Origin of the sequence: Brevibacillus sp. AG162, from assembly GCF_006715575.1 — a bacterium.
In the GTDB taxonomy this organism is placed as follows: domain Bacteria; phylum Bacillota; class Bacilli; order Brevibacillales; family Brevibacillaceae; genus Brevibacillus; species Brevibacillus brevis.
Window position 1 is genome coordinate 261,154 of sequence record NZ_VFNO01000001.1, and the last position, 18,976, is coordinate 280,129.

Annotated in this window: 20 protein-coding genes and 1 riboswitch; of the genes, 13 read left to right on the forward strand and 7 right to left on the reverse strand. The window is 47.6% G+C overall.

Annotated features, from left to right (window positions below; all coding sequences use genetic code 11):
* Positions 1 to 86: 86 nt before the first annotated feature.
* The gene (locus tag FB479_RS01160) at positions 87 to 1,559 is read right to left on the reverse strand and encodes an aminotransferase class I/II-fold pyridoxal phosphate-dependent enzyme (RefSeq protein WP_106653185.1); all 1,473 of its coding nucleotides are present in this window, start codon (positions 1,557 to 1,559) and stop codon (positions 87 to 89) included.
* 166 nt (positions 1,560 to 1,725) lie between these two features.
* Between FB479_RS01160 and FB479_RS01165 the strand changes: the two genes are divergently transcribed.
* Positions 1,726 to 2,685: an NAD(P)H-dependent flavin oxidoreductase gene (locus FB479_RS01165; protein WP_106653186.1), complete on the forward strand. Its 960-nt coding sequence runs from the start codon at positions 1,726 to 1,728 to the stop codon at positions 2,683 to 2,685.
* Positions 2,686 to 2,769: 84 nt separating this feature from the next.
* On the opposite strand, the gene FB479_RS01170 is transcribed toward FB479_RS01165, so the two are convergent.
* The gene (locus tag FB479_RS01170) at positions 2,770 to 3,405 is read right to left on the reverse strand and encodes a YktB family protein (RefSeq protein ID WP_106653187.1); all 636 of its coding nucleotides are present in this window, start codon (positions 3,403 to 3,405) and stop codon (positions 2,770 to 2,772) included.
* Between the two features lie 231 nt (positions 3,406 to 3,636).
* Here FB479_RS01170 and FB479_RS01175 point away from each other — a divergent pair, with 231 nt between their 5' ends.
* From FB479_RS01175 to FB479_RS01190, 3 genes are all read left to right on the forward strand, one after another.
* Positions 3,637 to 4,236, forward strand: a complete 600-nt coding sequence (locus FB479_RS01175) for a hypothetical protein (protein ID WP_106653188.1) — start codon at positions 3,637 to 3,639, stop codon at positions 4,234 to 4,236.
* Between the two features lie 227 nt (positions 4,237 to 4,463).
* Positions 4,464 to 4,970: a DUF4446 family protein gene (locus FB479_RS01180; protein WP_047068411.1), complete on the forward strand. Its 507-nt coding sequence runs from the start codon at positions 4,464 to 4,466 to the stop codon at positions 4,968 to 4,970.
* A 346-nt stretch (positions 4,971 to 5,316) separates the two neighbouring features.
* Positions 5,317 to 5,913, forward strand: a complete 597-nt coding sequence (locus FB479_RS01190) for a hypothetical protein (protein ID WP_007723238.1) — start codon at positions 5,317 to 5,319, stop codon at positions 5,911 to 5,913.
* A gap of 143 nt (positions 5,914 to 6,056) precedes the next feature.
* On the opposite strand, the gene FB479_RS01195 is transcribed toward FB479_RS01190, so the two are convergent.
* Entirely contained in the window at positions 6,057 to 6,545 is a 489-nt protein-coding gene (locus tag FB479_RS01195; protein ID WP_142061706.1) for a GNAT family N-acetyltransferase, read from the reverse strand.
* A 319-nt stretch (positions 6,546 to 6,864) separates the two neighbouring features.
* On the opposite strand from FB479_RS01195, the gene speD reads away from it, so the two are divergent.
* Positions 6,865 to 7,266 (forward strand): adenosylmethionine decarboxylase, encoded by a 402-nt coding sequence (gene speD / locus FB479_RS01200; RefSeq protein ID WP_007723244.1) that lies wholly within the window; start codon positions 6,865 to 6,867, stop codon positions 7,264 to 7,266.
* 79 nt (positions 7,267 to 7,345) lie between these two features.
* Here speD and FB479_RS01205 read toward each other — a convergent pair whose 3' ends face one another.
* The gene (locus FB479_RS01205; RefSeq protein ID WP_142061709.1) at positions 7,346 to 7,957 is read right to left on the reverse strand and encodes a YhcN/YlaJ family sporulation lipoprotein; all 612 of its coding nucleotides are present in this window, start codon (positions 7,955 to 7,957) and stop codon (positions 7,346 to 7,348) included.
* A gap of 139 nt (positions 7,958 to 8,096) precedes the next feature.
* On the opposite strand from FB479_RS01205, the gene typA reads away from it, so the two are divergent.
* Positions 8,097 to 9,938: a translational GTPase TypA gene (typA, locus tag FB479_RS01210; protein ID WP_106653192.1), complete on the forward strand. Its 1,842-nt coding sequence runs from the start codon at positions 8,097 to 8,099 to the stop codon at positions 9,936 to 9,938.
* 66 nt (positions 9,939 to 10,004) lie between these two features.
* Here the strand turns inward: typA and FB479_RS01215 are convergent, their stop codons facing one another.
* On the reverse strand, positions 10,005 to 10,478 hold the full coding sequence (locus FB479_RS01215) for a glutathione peroxidase (RefSeq protein ID WP_106653193.1): 474 nt from the start codon (positions 10,476 to 10,478) through the stop codon (positions 10,005 to 10,007).
* Between the two features lie 232 nt (positions 10,479 to 10,710).
* Here FB479_RS01215 and FB479_RS01220 point away from each other — a divergent pair, with 232 nt between their 5' ends.
* From FB479_RS01220 to FB479_RS01230, 3 genes are all read left to right on the forward strand, one after another.
* Entirely contained in the window at positions 10,711 to 11,037 is a 327-nt protein-coding gene (locus FB479_RS01220; RefSeq protein ID WP_142061713.1) for a YlaH-like family protein, read from the forward strand.
* 10 nt (positions 11,038 to 11,047) lie between these two features.
* Entirely contained in the window at positions 11,048 to 11,323 is a 276-nt protein-coding gene (locus FB479_RS01225; protein WP_106653195.1) for a hypothetical protein, read from the forward strand.
* A 188-nt stretch (positions 11,324 to 11,511) separates the two neighbouring features.
* Positions 11,512 to 12,924, forward strand: coding sequence for a hypothetical protein (locus tag FB479_RS01230; RefSeq protein ID WP_142061716.1), 1,413 nt, complete (start codon positions 11,512 to 11,514; stop codon positions 12,922 to 12,924).
* Between the two features lie 9 nt (positions 12,925 to 12,933).
* Here the strand turns inward: FB479_RS01230 and FB479_RS01235 are convergent, their stop codons facing one another.
* Complete coding sequence (locus tag FB479_RS01235; protein WP_007723262.1) at positions 12,934 to 13,275, reverse strand: DUF5665 domain-containing protein; 342 nt, start codon at positions 13,273 to 13,275, stop codon at positions 12,934 to 12,936.
* A gap of 138 nt (positions 13,276 to 13,413) precedes the next feature.
* Here FB479_RS01235 and FB479_RS01240 point away from each other — a divergent pair, with 138 nt between their 5' ends.
* From FB479_RS01240 to FB479_RS01250, 3 genes are all read left to right on the forward strand, one after another.
* A complete protein-coding gene (locus tag FB479_RS01240; protein WP_106653197.1) occupies positions 13,414 to 13,872 on the forward strand; it encodes a pyridoxamine 5'-phosphate oxidase family protein in 459 nt (152 codons plus the stop codon).
* A 74-nt stretch (positions 13,873 to 13,946) separates the two neighbouring features.
* Positions 13,947 to 14,065: riboswitch (SAM riboswitch) on the forward strand.
* A gap of 94 nt (positions 14,066 to 14,159) precedes the next feature.
* Positions 14,160 to 15,323, forward strand: coding sequence for an aminotransferase class I/II-fold pyridoxal phosphate-dependent enzyme (locus tag FB479_RS01245; RefSeq protein WP_142061719.1), 1,164 nt, complete (start codon positions 14,160 to 14,162; stop codon positions 15,321 to 15,323).
* Positions 15,320 to 16,507, forward strand: coding sequence for a trans-sulfuration enzyme family protein (locus FB479_RS01250; RefSeq protein ID WP_142061722.1), 1,188 nt, complete (start codon positions 15,320 to 15,322; stop codon positions 16,505 to 16,507). Before FB479_RS01245 ends, FB479_RS01250 begins: the two co-directional genes overlap by 4 nt.
* Positions 16,508 to 16,530: 23 nt before the next feature.
* Here the strand turns inward: FB479_RS01250 and FB479_RS01255 are convergent, their stop codons facing one another.
* The gene (locus FB479_RS01255) at positions 16,531 to 17,136 is read right to left on the reverse strand and encodes a YhcN/YlaJ family sporulation lipoprotein (protein WP_106653200.1); all 606 of its coding nucleotides are present in this window, start codon (positions 17,134 to 17,136) and stop codon (positions 16,531 to 16,533) included.
* A gap of 202 nt (positions 17,137 to 17,338) precedes the next feature.
* Here FB479_RS01255 and FB479_RS01260 point away from each other — a divergent pair, with 202 nt between their 5' ends.
* Complete coding sequence (locus FB479_RS01260; protein WP_106653201.1) at positions 17,339 to 18,673, forward strand: PhoH family protein; 1,335 nt, start codon at positions 17,339 to 17,341, stop codon at positions 18,671 to 18,673.
* Positions 18,674 to 18,976: the final 303 nt, after the last annotated feature.

The window sequence follows — 18,976 nt, forward strand, 5'->3', positions numbered from 1 at the left end:
TTCCATCATATCTCAAAATGTTTGCATAAAAAATAAAAACAGCTGCTCTCTCGTGAAAGAGGCAGCTGTTTTTCGTTTTGGATCGGTTAGCCAGAAATGGCGGTTTGTCTTTTTACGACTTTGATCGTTTTCAGTGTCTCATCTTCAGGACCTTGTACGGGTAATCCGACTCGGATGTTTTCCTGAATGTACGCGATATTTTCCTCGGTGATTACTTCCCCAGGAAGGAAGATCGGGATGCCTGGAGGATACACCATGATGAACTCAGTGATGACTCGACCTGCTGCTTCCGCCAACGGAATCGTCTCTGTTTCTGCATAGAATGCTTCCCGAGGAGTGGTGGATAGCACAGGGATATTCGGTAGCGAGATGGTAGGCTTCTCTTCTGCTTGTACGTGCGAAAATTCAACGGACAGATCACGCAAGCCATTTACCAGTGTACGGATGGATTCTTCCGTATCTCCCGCAGTAACGAAGCAGAGGATGTTGTACAGATCGCTCATCTCTACCTCAATGTTGTACTTGTCACGCAGCCAGTTCTCGACTTCCCATCCAGTGATTCCGAGATCGCGTACGTGGATGAGGAGTTTGGTTGGGTCCATCGCAAAAGTCGCAGGCTTTCCAAGAATCTCCTTGCCAACGCAGTAGATGCGCGGGATTTCGTTGATCATATCGCGTGCTTTTGCTGCCAGTTCCATCGCTTGATCCGCGAGCATTTTCCCGTTGAGGGCCAAATGCTGACGCGCCATGTCCAACGATGCGAGGAAGATGTAAGAAGTCGAGGTCGTCGTGAGCATGCTCATGACAGTTTTCACCCGATCGACATCGACGAGGCCTTCCCGTACATTCAAGATCGACGTTTGAGTCAAAGAGCCACCGAGCTTGTGTACGCTGGTCGCTGCCATGTCGGCACCTGCTTGCATGGCCGAAATCGGCAGTTCCTCATGAAAATGAATATGCACACCATGAGCTTCGTCGACCAATACAGGAATTTCATAGTTATGCGCAGCCCGCACGATCTCACGCAGGTCACCTGCAATACCGAAGTACGTTGGGTTAATTACCAACAGGGCAGCAGCATCAGGATGGGCTTCCAGTGCTTTTTGCACGGCCTTCACTGTAATCCCGTGAGAAATACCCAGACGCTCGTCCATTGCAGGGTGAATAAAGATTGGGATTGCTCCAGCGAAAATAATCGCCGACATAATCGATTTGTGTACGTTACGCGGTACGATAATTTTGTCGCCAGGACTGCAGGTCGCCATAATCATCGCCATGATGGCACCGCTTGTACCTTGCACGGAAAAAAATGTATGGTCAGCGCCGAATGCCTCGGCTGCCAATTCTTGTGCTTCTTTAATCATTGCCTTCGGGTGATGCAAGTCATCCAATGGCGCAATGTTGATGAGGTCTATCGAAAGAGCGTTGTCCCCGATGAACTCACGAAATGCCGGATGCATACCCATACCCTTTTTATGGCCCGGAATGTGAAATTGAATCGGGTTCCGGTTGGCGTGCTCCAACAACCCGCTGAACAAAGGAGTTTTCATTTGTCTCATTACGATCGCCTCACTTTACTAATCAAGAATATATAGGGGAAAAACAAACAAATTGAGTATAGCAAAATAGGGGGGGAAAGCAAGCGAATTTTTATTCATGTTAACGAGTGGCGGCAGGAGTTTGGCTTGTAAGCCGAGAAGGTCATTAGCACGGGGTGATAAAAGGATGAAAACGAGAGTAACGGAGCTGCTACAAATTACATATCCGGTCGTCCAAGGTGGCTTGGCATATTTGGCTTACGCAGACTTGGCTGCGGCTGTGTCAAATGCCGGGGGACTCGGTCAAATTACGGCTATGTCCTTGCCATCGGCTGATGCACTGCGGGAGGAGATTCGCAAGGTTCGTGCATTGACGGATAAACCGTTTGGTGTGAATTATGCAATTGGTCAACACGGTCGGCCGTATGAAGAAATGCTGGATGTGGCGATTGAAGAGGGAGTGGCAGCTGTTTCGGTAACAGGAGGCAATCCAGAGCCGCTGCTGCGCAGACTCGATGGTCATCCCATCAAAAAGCTTGTCTTGGTTGCGTCTGCCCGCCAAGCACAAAAAGCCGAATCGATTGGTGCGGATGCTGTGATGGCTGTCGGTCAAGAAGGTGGGGGTCATCTGGGACGAGATGATATCGGGACATTTGTTTTGATTCCGCGTGTGGTGGATTCCGTAAAAATTCCGGTATTGGCTAGCGGTGGCATCGGCGATGGTCGGGGGATTTTGGCAGCGCTTGCACTTGGTGCAGAGGGTGTGGAGATGGGGACGCGATTTATTGCGACGCAAGAATGTGTCCATGCGCATTCGGCCTACAAAGAGGCGCTGGTTGCTGGAACGGAGCACGATACTGCAGTTATCAAGCGCACACTGGGGACACCTGCCAGGGTGGTTCGTACACCGGGCTCTGATCATATTCTCCAATTGGAAAAAGAAGGGGCAGGCTACGAGCAGTTAAAGAGCTTCATCAGTGGAGAGAACAATTGCACATTTATTTATGAGGGCGACAGCCAGCGTGGCTTTGGTTGGGCTGGTCAGGTTATTGGATTGATTGATGATGTGCCAAGTGTCCAACAATTGTTTGACCGCATGTTTGGTGATGTGAACAAGTCATTGGATCGACTGCGGTCTTTTTCCTAAAACAAAAGAACAGGCCTGCGTTTTTCAAATGAAAGCGGACCTGTTCTTTTGCATATAACTTAACTAAAGAAAGCGGGAGGCGGTCTATCCACGAGAATTTCCTAAAGTATAGAGCTTGCTCAACACCCCAAATGTTTCTTCGAGACGACTCACCAATGCTTCACCGTCTGCCAGGATTGGATCATGACGATCAATGGTAATTCCACAGAGCAACTCCGCTTTTTTTACCTGTGCCAGCCTGTCCACCAGCTTTTTTACGCCAGCCGTTCCCAACTCTTTTTGAGACGTGCTTGCTGGTTGCATATGATCTGGAGACCAGTGAAAATGCTCCGGAACCAACGCGATGACCTCATCTAGACGCTCGTTAAAAGCATGGCTGATGATCTCTTTGGAAGGAGACTCGTAGATTACCGCGTACCAAACGAACAAATGTGTTCCCCACAAGCCGATTTGAAAGTGCGGGTGTTTTTTGTAACCGCGTTTATCATTAGCCCAGGCAACCCACGTATCTGCAGGTGGGTTCACCGTACGGCGTGCATGCTTTGCTATGTGCGTAAACATTTCATCCCCGGTTGCTACGGAGAGAAAAGGCGCAAAGTGCTGGCTGAGTACTTCGAATTTGGGACGGATATTGGTTTTGATCGCATCCATCCGAGAATCCAGTCCATCAATGGCAAAAACATCAAAATCTTCTTGACGAAAGCCTGAAAACGTTGGCATGTAACAAACACCTCTTTTAAGCATCATCGAACCCCACTGGAAAGAAAAGGGCGATCGTCCCCGTCAAGGGAGCTTGGAATCCTCCATATGATATCATACCATCTAGGAAAAAAATACATGCCGAGTTTTATGAATAGCAAAACCAAAGCCTGAATAATATGATATACCACTCACTCCCTTACGGCGAAAATGATATCTGAGTATTCTGTCAACGGGAGGGGCCTGTAGAAGATGAATCTCGGCATGGAGTTGGAGTATTTTCATTTGGCAGTTTGGTTTGACCGCAAAACATTGCACGCGATGGTGCAGGCCCTGGTGGAAGCAGGGGTGAGCGTCACGTGGAAAGAATCTCCCGAGCAGTTTCACCTCCTCGTGAACACCACAGATGGCCGATCCGACTGGAAAATGCAGCGTTTAAATGGGTCCTATAAGCTGCACATTGCAGGCATTCCTGTCAATGATTCGCGGGTGGCACTCGTACTGTACCACTTCGTAGAGAGGGCAAAAGGGCATGCCATGATCAAGGTCACTTTTGAAGAGTGCGTCTTGCTGAAGCAAATCCAGTACGGAGAAGTTGTCAGAATAGTGGAATTAAAAGGAGCTGAGAAAAAAGTGATCTATGAAAAATTTTGCAATGTAACGATGGATCAGGTAATTGCCGCGATGAAACGACGTGACTCGGAAGAACGCATCCCGGTGCTGCGTCTGGAGTTGGATTATGAACTGGCGACGTTGTATGACGCGATGCAAGCAAAAGACCAAAGTCAAATGAAGCAGTCCACAGAGCGATTAAAACAGCTCCGTCGGGAAATGTTGCTTTTGGAAGCGTAGGCAGACTGGAGGATAGCCAAAGGACGATGAGTTTGACACAGACCAATACGGAATGAAAAAGCGACATCTCAAACAAATGAGGGTGTCGCTTTTTTTGGTGTGAAAGTCGTTTGTTTAGGAATTGTTGTTTTTATGAAAGACTTGTTTGAATGGGAGGCCCGGCGGTTGTACAATAAAGAAGGTTTTTGACAGCATATTTACGCACGCGCCGGAAAGGAAGAAAAGTTTTGGAAGCATTCCTATCACAAATCCCCAATGTAGCGATCCTGCTTTTAGCCGTCATCGCATTGACACTGATCCTGTTATGGATCGTGATTATGCAGTCTGTCCGGATTAGTCGACTAAGGAAATCAATCAACCGGATTATGACAGGGACGGGAGGAGCCAATCTCGAGGAAGGCTTGCACAGACTGCTGGATCAGGTAGAGGAAATGAAAAAGCAGCACAGTGATCAGCAGTTTGCCATCAATCGTCTGTCACAACGAATGGCAGCGCAATGCGGCAAAGTAGCGATTATCCGTTACAATGCCTTCGGGGATGTCGGCAGTGATCTTAGCTTTTCGCTGGCGGTAACAGATGACGCTGGGAACGGTGTCGTGATCACCAGCATTTTTGGACGAGAAGAATCTCGCGTGTACGCCAAGCCGCTTGAGCAAGGAACATCGAGCTACCATTTGTCTGAAGAAGAACAGGCTGCGATCAAAAAAGCGATGACCTCAACTACAGGGATATAAGTCCCTCTGAATTTCAATGAAACAGCAAGCATATGAATGAATCAGGGAGTTCTTTTCATTTCCCTGCGTCTGATTGCGGATATTCCTGTTTTTTGCTAAAATTCATCGCTATTTTTCTCAAGACTTTTGAGGGCATCTGAGATATAATAAAGGTGTCAAAAGTAGCTTTTTTGCGAAAAACAAAAAGTAGGTGATCCGCCTTCATTACCCAAATCGATTTTCGATTCGCGGGGCAAGGCCAGGTTCTACAGCGTTCTTTTGTTGACACTTAGCGTATCTCCTCAGATTTGGATAACTGTTCGGTCGTACTCGGCCCATGCAAACCAAAAGAATTGAGGAGATATTTATGGCACAGCGTTTAGCAACTAATTACGCCAAGGCCTATTTTACGGTGAATGAAGAAGAGCTGAACCAGTTCGTTTCGCTTTTCACCAATGAACACATTTCAGTCCAAGTCAAAGTGTGTGACAATGGCGATCGTGACGTAATCTTGAATGACAAGAACGGCGAAATTCAATTGAGTTTTTGCCGGGTTGGCAGCCGCTACTCATGCGACAGCTCGTATCTGATCCGAGATCGACAGCTGGCAAATGCCATGAGAAAAGCAATGAAAGCGTTCCGAGGCTATGGAATTGTCCACCGGATTTATGACGGCTTCACAATGGTGTATCACTACGATCAAGGATCGGTTGTGAGCATTCAGGAGCTAACCGGAGACGAAGAAGTGTCCATCTTTGAAAATAACTCATTGCACATGGCCAATGAGCTGGAGGCTTTGTTCCAGCAGGATGGCAGTGAGCAGGAGATTGAGTCCTTACGTCAAGAAACGGACCGATGGCTGGATTTGCGTAATTGGGCAAAGAGAACTGCCCCAGAAAAACTTCCAGCAATTGATGTTCGATTAGTTACGTTGTCGCGACGTCTATTTGAATTAGAAGTTTAGTGAAAGAAGGGTGCCTTGGGCGCCCTTTTTTATGTATTGGTTCCTGATACGGTGCTGAGGCAGCATGGCGATCACACAGTGAATAACAAAAAGCGGGTTTCCTCCTAAACAAGGGGTGCCCGCTTTTGTTGTTTGTCCTTCCCTTAGCGTAATGGCTTGCTCATATTGTACCAAATTGCTCCAGCATGATCTGAGCTGGAAACGCCGTTGTTGAGATATCCATGACTTTCATAGTAGCCAACCAGATTTTCTTTACACGTAAGCGTGATCGTCTCACGACCGGTTACCCTTGCTGATGCTTCCAGGTGTGCTAGGAGCATGGAGGCAATGCCGCGATTTTGAAAAGCGGGGGAAACCGCTAACCCTAAAATGGTTTGATGTCCGCCAGATGCCGGATTTTCTGTAATGGATTGAAACAGGTCATCGGTAATGAAGGTGGATTCGATGACGGGTCCATTAACCAAACCCGCAATGATTCCATCCGCTTCCGCTACAAAAAAACTGTCAGGAATCAATCGAATACGCTTCTCGAATGCTTCCTGTGTTGCAGCTTCCTCTGGTGAGAAGCAAAGGTGCTCGATGGCGATTAGTGCTGGCAAGTCTTCTGCTTTGGCATTACGGATAGTAATCATGTATAGCGATCCTCTCCATTCTGGTCCATTTCTAAAAGTGTAGCATATCTCATAATATGTGAAAGCCATTTGTAGCAGGTGGCGTTCCTCCATTCTGTAGAGATAGCCGTCGGCCTATTTGTATTGTTCTTATAGATTATTGAAAAAGGGTATTGTCAAACTAGGCCGATGCATGGTATTGTTGTTTTCGTTGGAAACAGGATTAGGAACCAGGATTCACTTTAAAGGGTGGATAACAACGGAAACCGCCCCCGTTAGTGAATGACGCAGGTCCTAGCGATGTTTAACATTACACTCGTTAGGAAGGGGGAACCGAAAGATGGAATATTCGACTTTCGGAAGACACGTTGCTGTTGACACATGGGGAGTTCAGTTTGATTTGTTGAACGACGCAGAATTTTTGAAAAAGGAAATGATTGAGGCTGCTGAGGCATGCGGTGCTACGGTGCTGAGTGTGCAAGCGAAGCAGTTTTCTCCTCAGGGTGCTACCGTACTGGTTCTTCTCTCGGAAAGCCACCTGTCCATTCATACGTATCCTGAGCGCGGCTTTGCTGCTCTGGATTGCTACACGTGTGGGGAAACCGTTGATCCGCAAATTGCCATCGACTACTTGGTATCCGTGCTGAAGCCGGAAAAAACTTACGCGAAGAAATTAGTTCGTGGTTTGGGTGAACTGCAAGTTGTTGAGCCAGAAATGAAACTGGTTGAAGCGGCAAAGTAAGTAACAAATGGAAAAGTTTTCAAGAGGTGCGGGCTGATTCCGCACCTCTTTTATATGGAGCTTCGGTTCATATTTGTCATCATGGAGTGACAGTAGGAGTTCTGCGGCCGATATCGTGGAGCAGAGAACGAAATTCCGTGAATGTATTGGTGATCTGGCTGTTCATGTCGGGTCTCACATCAACTTGATTGGTCCGATGCGTCGCTTCTTCATAAATATCTGCATGGATGGCACGAATCCGGTCAAATGTGGCTGCGTCGGAGGCTACTTGGATCGAGAAGTTGGGAACACGTAAACGAACGGCTGAATGGACCTGCTGTTCGATTATGCGCGTTTGCTCAGGGCCGAAATTTTTCCGAACACGAATTCCGATGACGGCATCTGTGCCGCTGACGAGAACAGTAGCACGTTCCACGCCAGGCACGTCATCTGCGGCCATGGTGAGCTGCTCAGCCAAATCCTGATTAAAACCATTGATCGTATATCCGTTTCGATAATTACGGGCATTGATTCCGCCAGTGTTGGCATGATAATCATGAGTGAGGCTTGTCCTTGCACCTGGGGCCTGTTGATAGGCGGTATTTTGTGTGTGCGCTTGATTTTTTGGCTGGTTGCTCGAGCTAGCGCATCCGGTCATCATGGTTGCAATCATAAGCAAGCCAACCAAACATTTCGGGCCGTACCGTTTCATACGTATGCCACCTCCATTTTCCTTAGTATGACGAAAATAAAGTCCCTTACTCTGGAAGTGGCTCCCGTAAAAAACTGCCCATTGTGCCGCGTTTCACTACCTGTTAATATGGAAGGTATGCATAATAGAGGAGGTTCACATGAAGCGTCTTGACATACGCAACATTGCAATTATTGCCCACGTTGACCACGGAAAAACCACACTGGTTGACAAACTTTTGATCCAATCGGGCACATTCCGCTCGAACCAACAGGTAGAAGAGAGAATGATGGACTCCAACGACCTGGAGCGCGAGCGTGGAATTACGATCCTGGCGAAAACCACTTCTGTCAAATACAAAGATTTCACGATTAACATCTTGGATACACCAGGCCATGCTGACTTCGGTGGCGAGGTTGAGCGTATCATGAGCATGGTGGATGGCGTTCTGTTGATCGTAGACGCATTCGAAGGCTGTATGCCACAAACGCGCTTTGTATTGAAAAAAGCGCTGGAAGCAAAAGTTACCCCTATCGTTGTCGTGAACAAAGTAGACCGCGACAATGCACGTCCTCAAGAAGTTATCAACGAAGTGTACGACCTGTTCATTGATCTGGATGCGACGGAAGACCAGCTGGAATTCCCAATCGTATATGCTTCCGGTCTGCAAGGGATTGCAGGACTTGAGCCAGATAAGCTGGAAGGCGACCTTCGCCCACTGTTTGACACCATCGTAGAGCATATGCCTGCTCCTGACGCAGACGAATCTGCTCCGCTCCAAATGCAAGTAACCATGCTGGATTACAACGACTTTTTGGGTCGTATCGGGATTGGCCGCATCTATCGCGGAACCATGAACCTGAATGAAATGGTATCCGTCACTACACGCGAAGGCGAAGTGAAAAAAGCACGGATTCAAAAGCTGTTCGGTTTCTCCGGTCTGCAACGTGTTGAGCAAAAAACAGCAAGAGCAGGAGATATCGTAGCCATTTCTGGTATTGACGATATCAACGTAGGGGAAACCGTTTGCCACGTTGATCATCCAGAGGCATTGCCACTCTTGAAAATTGACGAGCCTACCCTGCAAATGACGTTCCTCGTGAATAACAGCCCGTTTGCTGGTCGCGAAGGTAAGCACGTGACTTCCCGCAAGCTGCGTGATCGTCTGATGGCTGAGCTGGAGACAGATGTATCTTTGCGTGTAGATGAAACAGATTCACCAGATGCGTATGTGGTTTCTGGACGCGGTGAATTGCACTTGTCCATCTTGGTAGAGAACATGCGTCGTGAAGGCTTTGAGCTGGGTGTGTCCAAGCCTGAGGTTATCATTCGTATGATCGATGGTCAAAAAATGGAACCGGCTGAGCTGTTGATCATTGATGTGCCTGAGGAATACACAGGGGCGGTTATGGAGACATTGGGTCAACGTAAAGCCGAGATGGTTAACATGATCAACAACGGCTTCGGACAAGTTCGTCTGGAATTCATTATTCCATCCCGCGGTTTGATTGGATATCGTACAGAGTTCTTGACGATCACACGCGGTTACGGAATTCTCAACCACTCCTTCGACAGCTACCGTCCACTTGTACCAGGAGCGGTAGGAGGACGTCACGCAGGGGTACTCATTTCCCACGAGACAGGAACAGCTACCACGTACGGCTTGATGTCCGTAGAAGATCGCGGAACGATGTTCATTCAGCCAGGTACAGAAGTATACGAGGGAATGATCGTAGGTGAGCATAACCGCGACAACGATCTGACCGTTAACGTATGTAAAGAAAAGCATGCGACCAACGTACGTTCTGCGACCAAGGATGAGACTGTCAAAATGAAGGCTCCTCGCATGTTGTCTTTGGAAGAGGCGCTGGAATATCTGAACGACGATGAGCTGTGCGAAGTAACACCACAATCCGTTCGTTTGCGCAAAAAATATCTGAACAAATCAGATCGTGAGCGCTATGAGAAGCAAAAACGCTGGGAAGCACAACCGCAAGCGTAAGATGGAAAGAAAAGAACGCCACTTTATCCTGCTTGGGATGAAGTGGCGTTTTTGTTTGGGCTGTCCTTACAACAGACTTTCAATATCAGAGATGAGCTCTTCAGGTTGAGTACGAGCACTGATACGTTTTACGACATGACCGTCTTTATCCACGAGAAATTTGGCGAAGTTCCATTCGATATCTGGATTTTCTTCGCTCGGGGCATGTTCCTTTAAGTGCTGATACAACGGATGAGTACCAGGACCATTGACATCGATCTTCGCAAACAGCGGGAACGTCACGCCGTAATTACGATCGCAGAACGTTGCGATTTCATCTTCTGTTCCTGGCTCTTGCCCAGCGAACTGGTTGCAAGGGAAGCCAAGAACAACGAGACCCTTATCCTGATAACGCTCATACAGCTCCTGCAGGCCTTTGTATTGAGGGGTAAGGCCGCATTGGCTGGCGACGTTCACGATTAGCAGGACATGCCCTTTGAAGGAGGCCAATGTCTTCTCTTCACCGGAAATCGTTTTGACGGCAATATCATACAAACTCATTTTATTCCCACCTTTTTCTACTGACATATCCTCATCATAGCATGTACGGCGAAATTCATGCCAGCAACATGGAAGGGCCTGCCGTTTTTTGACACAGAATCCACCACCTGATAAAGTAAGAAAGATAGCGTTTTCCTAAGAAAAAAGGAGTGACTATTCGTTTCATTCCGCCTATGAGGGTGGCATGTGAAGCGGTAGGAGTTTCACCGCTTGAAGACAGGAGAGATAAGTGATGGACTGGATACAAATCGCATCAACCTATGTGCCAACGAATCCAGATCAGCTCACAGCATATGACAGCTTTCGCATATGGGCTGACAAATATCGGGCTTGGATTTTGTTTGTGGAACTAATTATCGTCTATTATCTTGGCTTTGCTACCCGTATCCGTATGCCTATTTTGAAAAACTTGCTCTTGTACATTCTTTTGTTTGCTGGAGCTCTCATTTTCGCTATTTTGGATGTGCAGCTTCCTGTGAAAAGTGCAATGCTGGTGGCGATTGCGATTCTCGTGATTGTAAAGGTACGGATCAAGCCGGATCAAACTGGGCGAAAGTGAGGAGAACCGCGTGAAGCGTGAAGATGCACTTTTTAACTGGCTCCAAATTCAAGTGGTTGCCGATGCGCGACCAGAAGACCGCTCTGCTTTGGATACAGCTGCTTTTTTCTTGCAATTGCTGCAAGAGGATCATCAAATCAGCGATATCGGCTATCGACAGGAAGGCAGCTGGTACGTGCTATTTGGGAACGCTGATTCACAGCCCATGGAAGTGCGATACCCTGCTGAATCAGTCGAATCTTTATTGGTTGCGATTGAAAGTGAACCCAAGTACAACTGCAACTAGCGGGACAAAGACTCCCCTCCACTTGCCGAAATGATTCGGAAGTTGGGGGAGTTTTTTGTATTAAGCGCTTTTTATAGGTAATAAGATGCGGTTTCTTGGATGATGCAACTTTTGAAAATGATTTCCCGTCAATATTCATGCCCCAAGCATGCAGGGGGATTTTGGCAGACTAGAAGGGGGAACTACTATTGAAAAAGTACATGACCAAACCCGTATTAGCGGTGGTGACAGCTGCAGGTATTCTTGGCTGTTTGACGCCAATTTTTGCCGATGCAAGCTCGATTGCTAGTCCAAGCGCCACAAAAGTAGTCATGAATGACGCGGGGAAGCAAGTCACACGCTACAATCTGAAAGAACTTGCCCAAAATGATCCAACCACGTTGAACATGCTCTTGAAGAATCAAGCGGATCACTTGTACATCATTGTGGAAGAAATCAACTTGAATACGAAGCTCCAAACCTTTATGGAAGAAAACAAAGCGGAGTGGGAGCGTATCTACAACGAGTACTACAGCGATATTTGGCTGGAAGTGCGCCTGACAGACAATGATGAAGAAATTGTGAGCGTAAATGCCAAGACTGAAAATAACAAAGTATACATAAAGGGGATTGTGACTTCAGATGTCACCAAGGTGGTTGTGAAAAAGCCGAATTCTGACATCATTGAAGTCGTTCCGACCAACGAGCACTCTTTTACGGTCAGCTTTGAAGCTCCTGATGCATCCTATGAACCGTATGTAACGGTGAGTGCCTATGAAGGCAGCAAGCTGGTAGATAGCGAAAAAGTAAAAATCGTTCCAAAAGCAGAAGAAGATAAGGAAATGATCATTCATACCATGTCTGTATTGGATGCGAAGAAAAAGGAATTAAAAGTAAAAGGAATTGTCAAGCAGGGGGCAGACAAAGTAACTGTCACCTATAATGGCGTGAAAAAAGACGCAAACGTGAAGAAGCTGTGGGATGGCGTAGGCAGCTTTACGGTTTCAGTAAAGGATGTACAAGCAGCAAAAGATCAAAAAGCCTTGATCGAGGTTTACGAGGATGGCAAGAAGGTTGATTCCGAATCCGTTCAGGTAGAGATCGTTAACGCTCCTGACAAGGATCAAGGGACTGTATATGCCATCAAGGCGACTGCTGTAAACAATCCTGCCGCCAAGTCCATTCAGGTGAAGGGGACAGTAAGCGGCTGGAATAAAAAGGACGATACTGAATTGTTTGTGATCGCTCCTGATGGGAAGAAAAAAGAAATTGAACCGAATGACAAAGGTGAGTTTTCTTTGACGTTGTCTTATAAGAATCGTTCCTTTAGCGCCCAATCGATTCAATTCGCATTGTATGAAGACGATAAGCTGGTTAAAAAAGCTGACGTTGCATTAAGCACAAAAGTCATTGTCGAGCCTGTGAAGCCAACAGACGACGATGAAGACGATGATGATGACAAAAAGAAAAAAGAAAAAGGGAAGCAGAAAGATAAGCATCCCAACGGCAACGCGTATGGCTATTGGAAAAAGCACGGTAAGGAATGGAATGACGACAGAGATGATGACAATGACGACCACGATGATGACGACGATGACGATCGTGACGACGACAGAGACTAGTCTCTGTCGTTAAGGCCGCTGCTTGTAAGTCTCGACGTACTCCACCAATTGTCTGATGTAATCCCCCAGAATGGGGATCGAAAGAAATTGCGTTAAGAGGGAGCCGAGGAAAGCCAAAACGATAGCAGTACCAATCGTCAATCCCAGACCCCGGGCAAGACCTGCGAGGAAATTGATCCAGAGCAGCTTGCGCGGGGCTGTGTAATTTTGGATCACATCTGCTAGTCGGATATCTTCCAGGAACATCGCAATTTTATGCATCCGCTCATTTACCTTCCGAACTTCCTGAAGCTCTTCAAGAACTTGATCAATTTGCTGCATAAGGCGATCTGTAGGCGACAAGCTGTCCATCCCCTTCCATCATTCGGTATCGTTACCTACCAGTCTAGGGAAAAAGACAACCAGAATCAAGGTGAAGAGGAAACGTTTGCCTATCAGCTATACGAAGGGTACAATGAACGTACAAAACGTTTGTTAGGAGGCTTTGAAATGGCTGAAACTGTTTCCCAATCTCTTTCCGAAGATTTATTCAAGCTCTTGCAAAAGGAGCGTTTTGTTACCTTGGGCACAGTAGACCATGAGTCAGGGGCACCATCGCTCAGCTCCTTGTCCTGGACGTATGCTGTCAGCGCCGATACGATTCGTTTTGCTGTGGATAATCGCTCGCGTATTTTGGCTAATATTGCGAAGGAACCACAAGTTGTTCTGCATTTGATCGGTGCTGGCTCATCTTTTGCCATTAATGGTCGTGCTGTCGTCAAAACAGACCGACTGGAAGGTGTTCCGCTCAAGCTGGCCATGGCGGAAATCAAAATTGAGGCCGTTCGTGATATTATGTTTTACGGTTCCCGTATTTCCGTAGAACCACAGTATGAAAAGACGTATGACAAAAACGCGGCAGCGAAGCTGGACAATCAAGTTATGACCGCCTTGAAAGAGGCAAACTAACAGGTGGAAATAAATTGTTGACAAGAATCCTGCCGATCCTTTAGTATTAGGGTCAATCGAATTGAATAGCAATCTTCTTATCCAGAGCGGCGGAGGGACTGGCCCGATGATGCCCGGCAACCAATCACCTGTATTGAACAGGGAGATAATGGTGCTAATTCCTGCAGAGTTATCAAACTCTGAAAGATGAGAAGGATTTGCTTACGGTGACGTAAACAAAGCCTTCTTTCAGAGGAAAGAGGGCTTTTTTGATGCCCTCGTACACTATTGGAGGGAGAGAAACAGACATGAAATTGGAAACGAAATTGATTCAGGCGGGAGTAGGCAGAGACGAAAAAACAGGGGCGGTGAGCTTTCCTGTTTACTATGCAACGGCTTATCGCCATCCTGCCTTGGGCCAGAGCACTGGATATGATTATACGCGTACAGCTAATCCTACTCGCACCATTTTGGAGGAGACCATCGCTGAAGCGGAATCAGGAGATACAGGATTCGCTTGCGCCTCAGGAATGGCTGCTGTTCATACCGTCATGGGCTTGTTTTCCCAAGGGGATCATCTGATCGTGTCACTCGATCTGTACGGGGGAACCTATCGATTGTTCGAGCAAGTGCTCTCTCGTTACGGTCTGACGTTTTCGTACGTGGATTTGCGTGACATTGGTGCACTCAAAAATGCGATTCGTCCAGATACAAAAGCCATCTTCGTCGAGACACCAACCAATCCGCTCATGCAGATTACCGATATTCGAGCAGTAGCGCTTTTGGCGAAACAGCACGGGCTTCTTACGATTGTAGACAACACATTCTTAACCCCGTATTGTCAACGCCCACTTGAGCTTGGTGCAGATATTGTCTTACATAGTGCAACCAAGTATTTGGCAGGACATAACGATGTGCTGGCTGGCCTCATCGTAACAAAAGGGGAAGAGTTATCGGAAAAAATACGGTTTTTGCACAATTCAATCGGTGCTGTACTCGGACCGCAAGATTGCTGGCTTCTCGTTCGCGGGATGAAAACACTGGCATTGCGGATGGAGCGTCATCAATCCAATGCCTTGATTGTAGCGGAAAAGCTGCGTGAGCATCCGGCAGTGGCGGAGGTATTTTATCCAGGTCTGCCAGAGCATCCGGGGCATGAGATCCAGGTGAATCAAGCGACTGGGCATAGTGGAATGGTATCGTTCCGCGTGCGCGCTGCTGAGCAGGTGGGATTGTTCCTGCAAAATCTGCAAATCGTGTCCTTTGCGGAAAGTCTGGGTGGTGTAGAGTCATTGTGTACGTATCCGGCGACGCAGACTCACGCCGATATCCCGCAAGAAGTCAGAGAGCATGTCGGTGTTTGTGATCGATTGTTGCGACTGTCGGTTGGCATCGAGCATCCAGATGATGTCGTAGCCGATTTGTTTCAGGCCTTGAATGCTAGTTTGGTCGTAGGGGGGAGTGTACGATGAATTTTGCAACCAAGATCCTCCACGGTTCGACTTGCATTGACCCGTTCACAGGTGCGTCGTCGGTTCCAATTTATCAAGCTTCGACGTTTCATCAGGCTGATATCGATCAGCCAGCTACATTCGATTATGCCAGATCAGGTAATCCGACGAGGCAGGCTTTGGAGGAAGCCATTGCGTCTCTGGAGGGAGGCGCACGCGGTTTCGCGTTCTCATCTGGCATGGCTGCCATTTCCAGCGTGTTCATGCTGTTTTCAGCCGGAGACCATGTTATCGTGGCGGAAGATGTATACGGTGGCACGTTTCGGTTTTTGACCAAGGTATTGTCGAGAATGGGCATCTCCGTTACATTCGTGGATGCGACAGATACAGAAGCTGTTCGTGCGGCCATTACACCGGCGACGAAAGGGGTTTACCTGGAGACCCCCTCCAATCCCACCTTAAAGGTGACCGATATTGCAGCGGTTTCACGTATCGGGAAGGAGCACGGCTTGCTCGTCATTGTCGACAATACATTCCTTACCCCGTATTACCAGCGTCCATTGGAACTTGGCGCAGATGTGGTCATTCATAGTGCAACGAAGTTTATCGGAGGGCATAGCGACGTCGTGGCAGGTCTGGCCGTGACTAGAGAGGCTGGGTTAGGAGAGCAGCTCTACTTTATCCAGAATGGCATGGGAGCGATTTTGGGTGTGCAGGACTGCTGGCTCGTGATGCGTGGGCTCAAAACATTGAAAGCCCGGCTGGATGTCAGCACGAAGACAGCCGCGAGCTTGGCTGACTGGTTGTCTACGCATCCACAAGTAAGCCGAGTTTACTATACGGGACTGGCGGATCACCCCGGTCACTTGATTCAGACACAACAAGCGACTGGTCATGGGGCTGTTCTTTCCTTTGATGTAGGGAGCCGCGAGCGAGCAAAAGCGCTGTTTGATCGTGTGAAATTGCCGATTGTAGCGGTTAGCCTCGGAGCAGTAGAAACAATTCTCTCCTACCCGGCTACGATGTCACATGCAGCGATGCCTGCTGAGGAAAGAGCTGCAAGGGGAATCACAGATGGTTTGATCAGGTTGTCAGCTGGTTTAGAGGATTTCGATGACTTGGTGGCAGATTTGAAGCAAGCATTGGATTATTTGCCTTCTGAAGCATCTGTCCATAAAGAAAAAGAGGTATTCACCCGGGCATAAATCCGGGGGATACCTCTTTTCTTTTAAGGTGTTCCTGTACGATTTGCGTTGATCTTGTTCTGTCCTTGCGGTTCTTTATGCATGCGTTTTTCTTTTACTTGAGCAGGTGTTTCTTCGGGAGGCTGCACACTGCGCGGCAGCTGCGGCATGATCCGACCTACGATATCCGCGAGTTCTTCGGTAATTCCTGAAACAGGATGACCGCGACGAATATCTTCTCCCATTTCCCGTAATCGCTGTACGATGGCAGGGTCAGCGGTTACGACGGCATTCGCTCCTTGAGGATCTTCCTTCAGTGCTTCCGCAACTGTGTACTTAATGACACCCACCTCTGGGCGATCCAGATTCGGGTCTACTGTAATACCGACAACAGCATATTTACCCAAGACCAGAGCAGTCGCGTTCTGTACCCTTTTTACACGTGTTGCCAATTGAACGAGACGATCGGCAGTGGCTTGAGAAGATTGATTATAAGTAGGCTCAGGAGCTGTTTGCTGAACACGTTGAGTATGAGTGGCATGCTTGGGCTGTTGTCCAGCCTGATTCGCTGGTGGATTATTGCCCGACATGCATGCTGTAAGCAACAAGCTAAAACCGAGGCAGCAGATCATGATCCGTTTCACAGGCATTCTCCCTTTCCCAGTATTGCCTTCCTTCTTAAGGAGGGCAGGGTTACAAGTATTTTGTTCTGGGCTGCCCATTTTCATTCTGCCAATGGGTCGTCTATCTCTGTCTGCCTGAACATAGACTGTAGTACATCACGTCGCCGCACTTGAGCATCCCTCTAAAAATTGCATAGGGTATATAAGAAGGGTAATAGGAGGCGAGATTTTGAAGAAAATCTACGTACTGGACACCAACGTACTCCTGCAAGATCCAAGGGCGATGTTTTCTTTCGCTGACAACGAAATTGTCATACCAGCTGTCGTATTAGAAGAAATCGATTCCAAAAAGCGGTATATGGATGAAATTGGCCGCAATGCTCGGTACGTATCTCGGCTCTTTGACAGTTTTCGTGAGCTGGGGCAATTGCACACTGGAATTACCCTGGAAACAGGTGGGTTGTTTCGGGTGGAACTAAATCATTCCTCTTTCCACCGCCTTCAGAAACAATTCACAGAAATGAGTAATGACAACCGCATTTTGGCGGTCGCACTAAACTTACAGGAGGAGGAAAACGGAAAACCACAGCCAAGACCAGTCATTTTGGTAAGCAAGGATGCACTCATGAGAGTCAAGGCTGATGCTTTGAATATTTCCGCAGAGGATTTTCTTTCGGATCGAGTTGTGGGGGAGTTCTCCAGTATTTACCCGGGTTATCAGAAGATGATGGTAGCGTCCGACATCATCAAGACTTACTATGCGACAAGAAAGCTGCAGCTGGCCTCCTGTTTTCCACGCTATCGCTTTTACCCTCATCAATTTTTAGTGCTGAAGGACGAATGCAACCCATCGATTTCAGCGATTGGAAAAGTCGATCCGGACGGAAAAATGTTAGAAATGCTTGTGTCAGATGATGATCCGATTTGGGGCATCCGGGCCCGTAACGTGCAGCAACGGATGGCAACCGAATTGCTGCTGCGAGATGATATCCCTTTAGTAACCATGACCGGTAAGGCCGGTACAGGAAAAACTTTGCTGGCATTAGCAGCGGGCCTGCTGCAAATCGAGGACCAGCAAAAATACAAAAAACTGTTAGTGGCAAGACCTATCGTTCCGCTTGGAAAAGACATCGGTTATTTGCCCGGCGAAAAAGAAGAAAAGCTTCGACCGTGGATGCAACCGATTTATGATAATTTGGAATATTTGTTCAACACAAAACGCCCAGGTGATCTGGATAAAATTTTGGCAGGAATGGGTAGTCTGCAAGTGGAAGCTTTGACGTATATTCGGGGGCGCTCCATCCCTGAACAATTTATTATCATTGATGAAGCCCAAAACTTGACAAAGCATGAAGTGAAGACGATCCTGACGAGGGTGGGGGACGGCTCGAAAATTGTGCTAATGGGTGATCCTGAGCAGATTGATCATCCCTATCTGGATGAGAGCAACAACGGTTTAACCTACGTGGTAGAAGTATTTAAAGACCAAAAGCTGGCTGGACATATCCGGTTGGAAAAAGGCGAACGGAGTGTGCTCGCACAGCTGGCCGCAGATTTATTGTAAAGAGAGGTATGAAAAACAACGCGGAGGTCATACTATTTTTGTCGAGCCCGATGATTCATGTAAGTAAACGGCGAAATGCCTTGCAGGAGGCGAAGATCCGTGGATAATCATGATCAAGCAATCGACGAAAGTCGTATGGAGATAAACCGATTCCTTTAGCTACTTTTCTCTACGATGGAGGTTGAAGAGCCAAAGAGAATAACCGGTAGAACCCCATAAGCAATTCGGGCTCGACAAGGACCGCTCCTCATTGGAGCGGTTTTCATTTTTTGGAGGTTCGTAGGGCAAAAAGAAAAACGCGGA